Raw genomic sequence first — 6,413 nt, forward strand, 5'->3', positions numbered from 1 at the left:
GGAGTCGGCTACATGTGACCGGCCGCCGGCGCTCACAGTGCCGCCCGGAAGAGTTCGACCATCTCGGCGTGCGTCGCCGGCCGGGGATTGGTGGACATGCACGCGTCCTCGAGCGCGTTGGTCGCGAGCTGCGGTAGGTCCTCCTCGCGCACACCGAGTTCGGCGAGCCCGCGCGGAACACCCACGTCGAGGGCGAGCTCGTCGATACGCGCCGCGACGGCCTCGGCGGCCTCCGCGGCGGGTGCGTGCTGCTCGTCGAGACCGATGGCCGCGGCGATCGTTGCGAACGGCCCCGGATCGCGAGCTGCGTTGAAGCGCACCACATGCGGCAGCAGGACGCCGTTGATAACGCCGTGCGGGCGGTCGGTCAACCCACCTACCTGGTGCGACATGGCATGAGCAGCACCGAGAATCGCGTTCGTGAATGCGAGCCCCGCCTCCAGGCTCGCCTGTGCCATGACCACCCGCTCCGACAACTCGGCCGGCCGGCGCATCGTACCCGCGAGGGTCTGCGCCACCAGCCCGACGGCACGTAGCGCGTGATTGTCGGTGAGCGGGTTGTGCGCGAGGGAGACGAAAGCCTCGACCCCGTGCGTGAGCGCATCGAGACCCGTTGCAGCGTTGAGCCACTGCGGCATAGTGGTGAGCAGCCTCGGATCGATCACCGTCACGTCCGGAACCAGCGCTCGCCCGATGATGGTGACCTTGGTCGCCCGCCGCGTGTCCGTGACGATGCAGAACTGGGATACGTCCGCCCCGGTCCCGGATGTCGTCGGCACCATCACCGTCGGCGGTATGGGACGCGCCACCCGGTCGACACCGCGATAGTCCAGGATGTGGCCGCCGTTGGACGCGAGCACGGCGACGCCCTTCGCCGCATCCATGACCGAGCCGCCGCCGATCGCCACGATCACGTCGCAGCCGCTCACCGCGTACCGCTCGAATCCGGCGGCGATCTCGTGCTCCTTGGGATTGGGTGTCACCGCGTCGAAGACCACCGGGCTCAGACCGTTGCCGCGCAGATGCGAGGTCAGCTCCGCGACCCATCCGGCCTCGGTGAGCCCAGGGTCGGTGACCAACATCGGCCGCATACCGCCGAGCCGCGACGCCGCGTGCGCGGCCTCCTCGAGCGCCCCCAGGCCGAAAACGATCTCTGGTGCATGGAATTTGACGGTGCGCGCGACCTCACGGCCGACCATCGGCACCGTGGCGCCGCCCCGCAACGTGGCGGACGGTCCGCCGCTGAACGTAGGGGTCACGGTCGCTCCATCGCAGGGGTTGAACTGTGACTCATGTTACAGCTCGAAACCCGCGCCCAGACCTAGCAGTGCGCGCGACCGCCCGACCGTCCCGGACTCCCACCTGCCCGATCGGGCAGGTCATCGCAGTGCATCTCCGAGGTCACGGGCGCGCTCGATGAGCTGATCTGCATCTCGGGCCACCACGACCCCGTCGCAGATGTTCGAGTACGCCGGCATCGCACACGTCGCCTGCCGCCAGTACCGCTCGGGCTCCGGAGTCACCCAAGCCATGCGATGCACGCGGCGGCGCAACTCGGCGAGATGCTCGGCACCGTCGGGGAGGCCGCCCGACCTTCCGTCCCCGACGATGAGAACCGACGTGCGCTTATCTACTCCGCTCGGCGCGTCGAGGAGCTCTGCGAAGACGCGGCCGTAGTCGCTCGAGGCCTCCAGGTCGATCTGCGGATCGGCCAGGACGCGGGCCAGAGCATCGTCGCCGGCCCCCGCGAGGAGCGCGTACGTGACGTGCACCGGGCGGTCTACGAATGCGTAGACCTCGCACCTCGCCGTGCGCCGCCGGATCGCCCGCGCGAGACGCAGCGTGAAGGCCGTGACCGGGCGCACCGACAGCGACACGTCCGCAAGCACCAGCACGCGCAACCTGTCCGGTCGGCTCACCCGCGTGCCCAGCCGGAGCGGGACACCGTCGGTCCGCTGCGCCGCGCGGGCCGTCGACCGCATGTCCAGTCGGCCGTGACCGTGGTAGCGCACCCGCTCTCGCGGGGCCCCACGCATACGCCGCAACACCTCGTGGGCGGCCAGCTCGAGCTCGGCGTGCGCCCTCGACTCGACAGCGCCGGGCGGCCCGGACGTCGGCTCCCCGACCGCGGCGAGTGCCTCGACGAAGGCCGCGAGCGCAGCCGCCAGACGCTCGGCCTGCGACTGTGTGAGCTCCTCGTCGCCGCCCGTATCCGCGTAGACCCGCTCGGGGTCGTAGGCGTCCAGCCAGGCCAGGATCGACGACGGATCGTCCCACCGCAGCGTCCCCTGCGCTGCCAGCGACGCGCCGTCGGACAGCGCGCCGACCTCGGCGGTGCCGGCGCGCGCGACGTCGAGGGTGTAGCCGACCCCGCGGCGCCCGGTCGCCGACGATGTGTCGACGGACAGGTCCTCGGCCGAGCCGGTCACCGAGAAGTCGTCATCGTCCTTGTGCGGATTGAATCCCTTCTCCGCCTCAGGCGTGTCGAAATAGTCGCCCACCTCGGCGGCACGCTCGTTGTAGTCGGCGTATCGGGCCACGTCGCCACCGTCGCCGAGTCCGATATCGTCCGGCAGTCCGCCCGTCAGCCCGGCCCGCAGCGGTTCGTCCACTGCCACTACGGTTTCGGCACGACCCGAGAACACCTCGTCATACGCCCGCTCGAATCCGTCGCCCTCGTGCATGTACTTCACGCACGTCGCGCGCAGGGCGGCGTGCAGGCGACGACGGTCCCGCGCGCCGAGCAGCGCGAGGACCCGGCGGACCTCGATGACCTCGGCCGGCGAGGTCGCGACCCCGTACGCCCGCAGACGCGAGCCGAACGCGGCGGCTACCACGTCGAGCACCGACGCTGCGGCCGCGCGCGCAGGCGCCTCAGGCCCCGCCATGCCTGCGTCCTCCGTGCCCACGGAACGCCGCCGTCGTGGTGTTGGCGGGCCGGGCCGCGACGGTCGCACCATCGCGTCGCTCCTGGGGCGCTTCGGGTTCCGGATCGGCGCCGTCGACACGCGCACGCGCGACGTCGAGATCCACCCCGTACTTGAGTAGAGCCGGGTACAGCAGCTCGCGCGAATCGTCCACACTGCGCCCGCTACGAGCGAGCACCGCGGCGATGCGCGCCGCGTCGATCACCTCGGAGATGGACGGGCTCTTGCGGAGCGGCAGCTCACGCAGCCGCCCGGCGAGTTCGACCACCTCTGCCACGGCGGCCTGCTCGACCTCGGGCGCCCGGGTGGCGACGATGTCCCGCTCCCGCCCGGCGGTCGGGTAGCCGAGGTGGTAGTGCAGGCACCGCCGCTTCAGGGCCGCGCTCAGCTCGCGGGTGTCGTTGGAGGTCAGCACGACCCACGGATCCGAACGCGCAGCGAACGTACCGATCTCGGGCACCGTGACCTGTTTCTCCGCCAGCACCTCGAGCAGCAGCGCCTCCATCGACTCCTCGGTGCGGTCGACCTCGTCGACCAGCAGCACCACGGGCTCGTCGGACAGCACCGCGGCGAGCAGTGGGCGGGCAGCGAGGAACGTCTCCGAGTACAACCCGAAGTCCTGGGCCGCGAGGAACATCGATGCCTCCCGCACCGTATCGAAACCGGCTAGCTCGGTACCGATCCGGTCGCGCAACATCTGCACGTGCAGCAGCTGTTTGGCGTAATCCCACTCGTACAGGGCGCGGCTGTCGTCGAGACCTTCGTGGCACTGCAGGCGCACGAGGCGCCGACCCGATGCCGCCGCAAGGGATTTCGCCAGCTCAGTCTTGCCGACGCCCGCCGGTCCCTCGAGTAGGAGTGGCCGGTCCAGCATCGTCGCGAGATGCACCACGGTGGCCAGGTCGTCGTCCGCGATGTAGTCGTGGCGCCGCAGCGCGGCCGCCAGCTCGGCGCCGTCGGCGAACGCTGTGTGCTCTTCCATGGTCACCGTGGTGGTCACCTCATCCTCCGATTCAGTACGAGGAGTTGATGGCGTGGTCGACGACCGGGATCATCGACGCGACCGTGACCTCGCGGGGATTGCCCGGCGTGCACCAGTCGTCCTGGATGTGCTCGGAGATCGCGAGAACCGTCTTCTCGTCGCCCGCGATGACCTCTCCGCGGCCCGCGTACTTGGCCGTGTTCATCCTGTTCTTCTCGTACGAATCCGTCCGCACCTGCCCGAAGTTGTCGGGGATGCCAACGTCTTTCGCGAGGCGGATGGCCGCCTCCACCGCCGCGTCGGCGGCCTGCACCGTGGTCATGTTGCGGGTATCGACACCCATCGCGCCGGCGATCTGCGCGTACCGCTCGTAGCGGGAAGGAAGGTTGTACTCCCACACGCGGGGCAGCGCGATCGCGTTGTTGAGGCCGTGATGGCTGTCGAAGAATGCGGACACCGCGTGCGAGATCGAGTGCACGATGCCCAGGCCGCCGGAGTTGAACGCCTGCCCAGCGATGTACTGCGCGTTCATCATCCCTTCGCGCGCCTTGAGATTCCGCGGCTCGTAGACGGCCTCGCGCAGGTTCTTCGCGACCAACTCCACCGAGTACAGCGCGTTACCCAGGGAGGGCGCGAAGTCCAGCCGCGAGACGTACGGCTCGGACCCGTGGGCCAGCACGTCGAAGCCGCAGTAGGCCGTGAAATGCTGCGGGCAGCTGTAGTAGAGCAGCGGATCGTCGATGGCGAGCGTCACGATCGTGGCCTCATCGAACCCCACCCACTTGTGCGGCTTCTCCATATCCGAGGTATCGGTGATGACATACGCCCACGAGGTCTCGGAACCGGTTCCGGCCGTGGTGGATACGGCGATGTGCGGCGGATTCTCCTGGTTCGTCGACTTGGCGAACCCCTCGAACTCGTTGATGTTGCGGCCGTCGTGCGCGATCACGACGCGGGCGCCCTTCGCCGCATCGTGGCTCGAGCCGCCACCCACGGAGATGATGCTGTCGCACTTCTCCTTCTCGTACAGTGCCGCTGCCTCCATCACGTTGTAGTCCTTGGGATTCGACTCGACTTTGTCGAACAGGACCACCTCGACGCCCTGGTACTCGATCTTTCCGATCAGCTCCTCGATGATGCCGGAGCCACGCAGGCCCGTCGTCACAAGCAGGGCGCGTTCGAACCCGAGGTTCTTCGCCTCGACCCCGATGATGTCGTGCGCGCCCACACCCATCAGAGCGCGCGGGAAGGGGTGGAACTCCTTGATCGGAAAGTCCCATATCTGGTTGAGCTCGATGGCCATTGGTGTCTCCTGCTCCTCGTCGGGCGGTCGAAACGTGAGGAACCCGAGCCTCACTGTCGACCACTGTCGTCCGCCGACCCGGCGCGGCCCATTCCCTCCCGACGGAACCGTCCGACCGCACGGCGCGAACCCTCCACCCGGGCAGGTCGCCACCCCGCCCGACTTGCGCCGCGGAAGTGCGCTGCATCCGGCCGCTGGCGTCGCAGTTCGCGCCCGCAGGTCGCCCAGGGGATCCGGGCGGGTCGCTCGTGCGTCTAATCGATATGGGGCAGCGGACATCGGAACTGGTCGGGGTGCATAGCGCCTATCGCATCCGCGCGCACTACCAGCAGGTGGTGCACGGGGTCCGGGCACCGTCGGGCCCGGAGGTGACGACACTCGACAAGATCCGCGCAGTCGCCCTGCTCTATCCCGACGCGGTCTTCTGCGGCTGGACCGCCGCCGGTCTGCACGGAGTCCCGTATTCGGCGGGCCACCCCGTCGAGATCCAGCTGCCCTACCACCGCCGGCGATCGGGCATCATCGTCCGCAGGTCGGCCATGCCTGACGGGGACGTGGCCACGGTCGACGGGTTCCGCGTCACCACACCGGTGCGCACGGCGATCGACCTCGCCCGCTACGTGAAGGGCGACGAGGCGGTCGCTGCGGTCGATCAGTGCCTGCGCGTAGGCGAGTTCGGCGTGGCACAGGTCACCGCGCGGGATGTCGCCGAATATCTGGCCGAGCACCGCCACCTGCACCGGTGCACGCGCGTCGCCCAGGTGCTGGCCCAGGTCGACGGGCGCGCGGAGTCGCCTTGGGAGACGTATGCCCGCCTGTTCCTGCGCCGTTCAGGGCTGACGATGTTCGTGCCCCAGACGCCCGTGACCGGTACAGCGATGCGGCTCGACCTGGGTGCCGAGGAGTTCAAGGTCGCCGTCGAGTACGAGGGCGAGTACCACGCGGACAGGGCGCAGCACCGTCGGGATGTGGCGCGGTGGAACCGGCTCCGCTTCGACCACGGCTGGGAGATCGTGCTCGCCGCGGCGCCGTCGCTGCACGCGCAGAGGGCGGCGTTCCTGCGGCAGGTCCAGACTGCGCTCGCATCCCGGGGCTGGACGCCACAGGATCCTCGGGCGCGAAATGCGGCGCAGCTCCCCTGATCCGGCGCATTTTCACGCCGCAAGTCGGCCGACGCAGAAGGGGGGGGGGGGGGGGGGGG

General features: G+C 69.5%; 5 protein-coding genes. 1 reads left to right on the plus strand and 4 read right to left on the minus strand.

The genetic code is table 11. The features are described from left to right. Positions 1-32: 32 nt before the first annotated feature. From P0W64_RS15715 to mdo, 4 genes are all read right to left on the minus strand, one after another. Entirely contained in the window at positions 33-1,199 is a 1,167-nt protein-coding gene (locus P0W64_RS15715; RefSeq protein WP_275481098.1) for an iron-containing alcohol dehydrogenase, read from the minus strand. Between the two features lie 180 nt (positions 1,200-1,379). Next, positions 1,380-2,888, minus strand: coding sequence for a VWA domain-containing protein (locus tag P0W64_RS15720; protein ID WP_275481093.1), 1,509 nt, complete (start codon positions 2,886-2,888; stop codon positions 1,380-1,382). After that, positions 2,875-3,909 (minus strand): MoxR family ATPase, encoded by a 1,035-nt coding sequence (locus P0W64_RS15725; protein WP_275481099.1) that lies wholly within the window; start codon positions 3,907-3,909, stop codon positions 2,875-2,877. The genes P0W64_RS15720 and P0W64_RS15725 overlap by 14 nt, the downstream gene beginning before the upstream one ends. Positions 3,910-3,940: 31 nt before the next feature. Next, complete coding sequence (mdo, locus tag P0W64_RS15730; protein WP_275481094.1) at positions 3,941-5,212, minus strand: NDMA-dependent methanol dehydrogenase; 1,272 nt, start codon at positions 5,210-5,212, stop codon at positions 3,941-3,943. A 248-nt stretch (positions 5,213-5,460) separates the two neighbouring features. Here mdo and P0W64_RS15735 point away from each other — a divergent pair, with 248 nt between their 5' ends. Further along, complete coding sequence (locus P0W64_RS15735) at positions 5,461-6,354, plus strand: type IV toxin-antitoxin system AbiEi family antitoxin (protein ID WP_275481095.1); 894 nt, start codon at positions 5,461-5,463, stop codon at positions 6,352-6,354. Positions 6,355-6,413 lie beyond the last annotated feature (59 nt).

It is taken from the genome of Tsukamurella sp. 8F (assembly GCF_029167375.1).
Classification (GTDB): domain Bacteria; phylum Actinomycetota; class Actinomycetes; order Mycobacteriales; family Mycobacteriaceae; genus Tsukamurella.

What these genes read in the sequence shown, in the direction of transcription:
- P0W64_RS15715 (WP_275481098.1), bottom strand. Translation starts at nt 1,199, where the DNA reads ATGGTCGGCCGTGAGGTCGCGCGCACCGTCAAATTCCATGCACCAGAG.
- P0W64_RS15720 (WP_275481093.1), bottom strand. Translation starts at nt 2,888, where the DNA reads ATGGCGGGGCCTGAGGCGCCTGCGCGCGCGGCCGCAGCGTCGGTGCTC.
- P0W64_RS15725 (WP_275481099.1), bottom strand. Translation starts at nt 3,909, where the DNA reads ATGGAAGAGCACACAGCGTTCGCCGACGGCGCCGAGCTGGCGGCCGCG.
- mdo (WP_275481094.1), bottom strand. Translation starts at nt 5,212, where the DNA reads ATGGCCATCGAGCTCAACCAGATATGGGACTTTCCGATCAAGGAGTTC.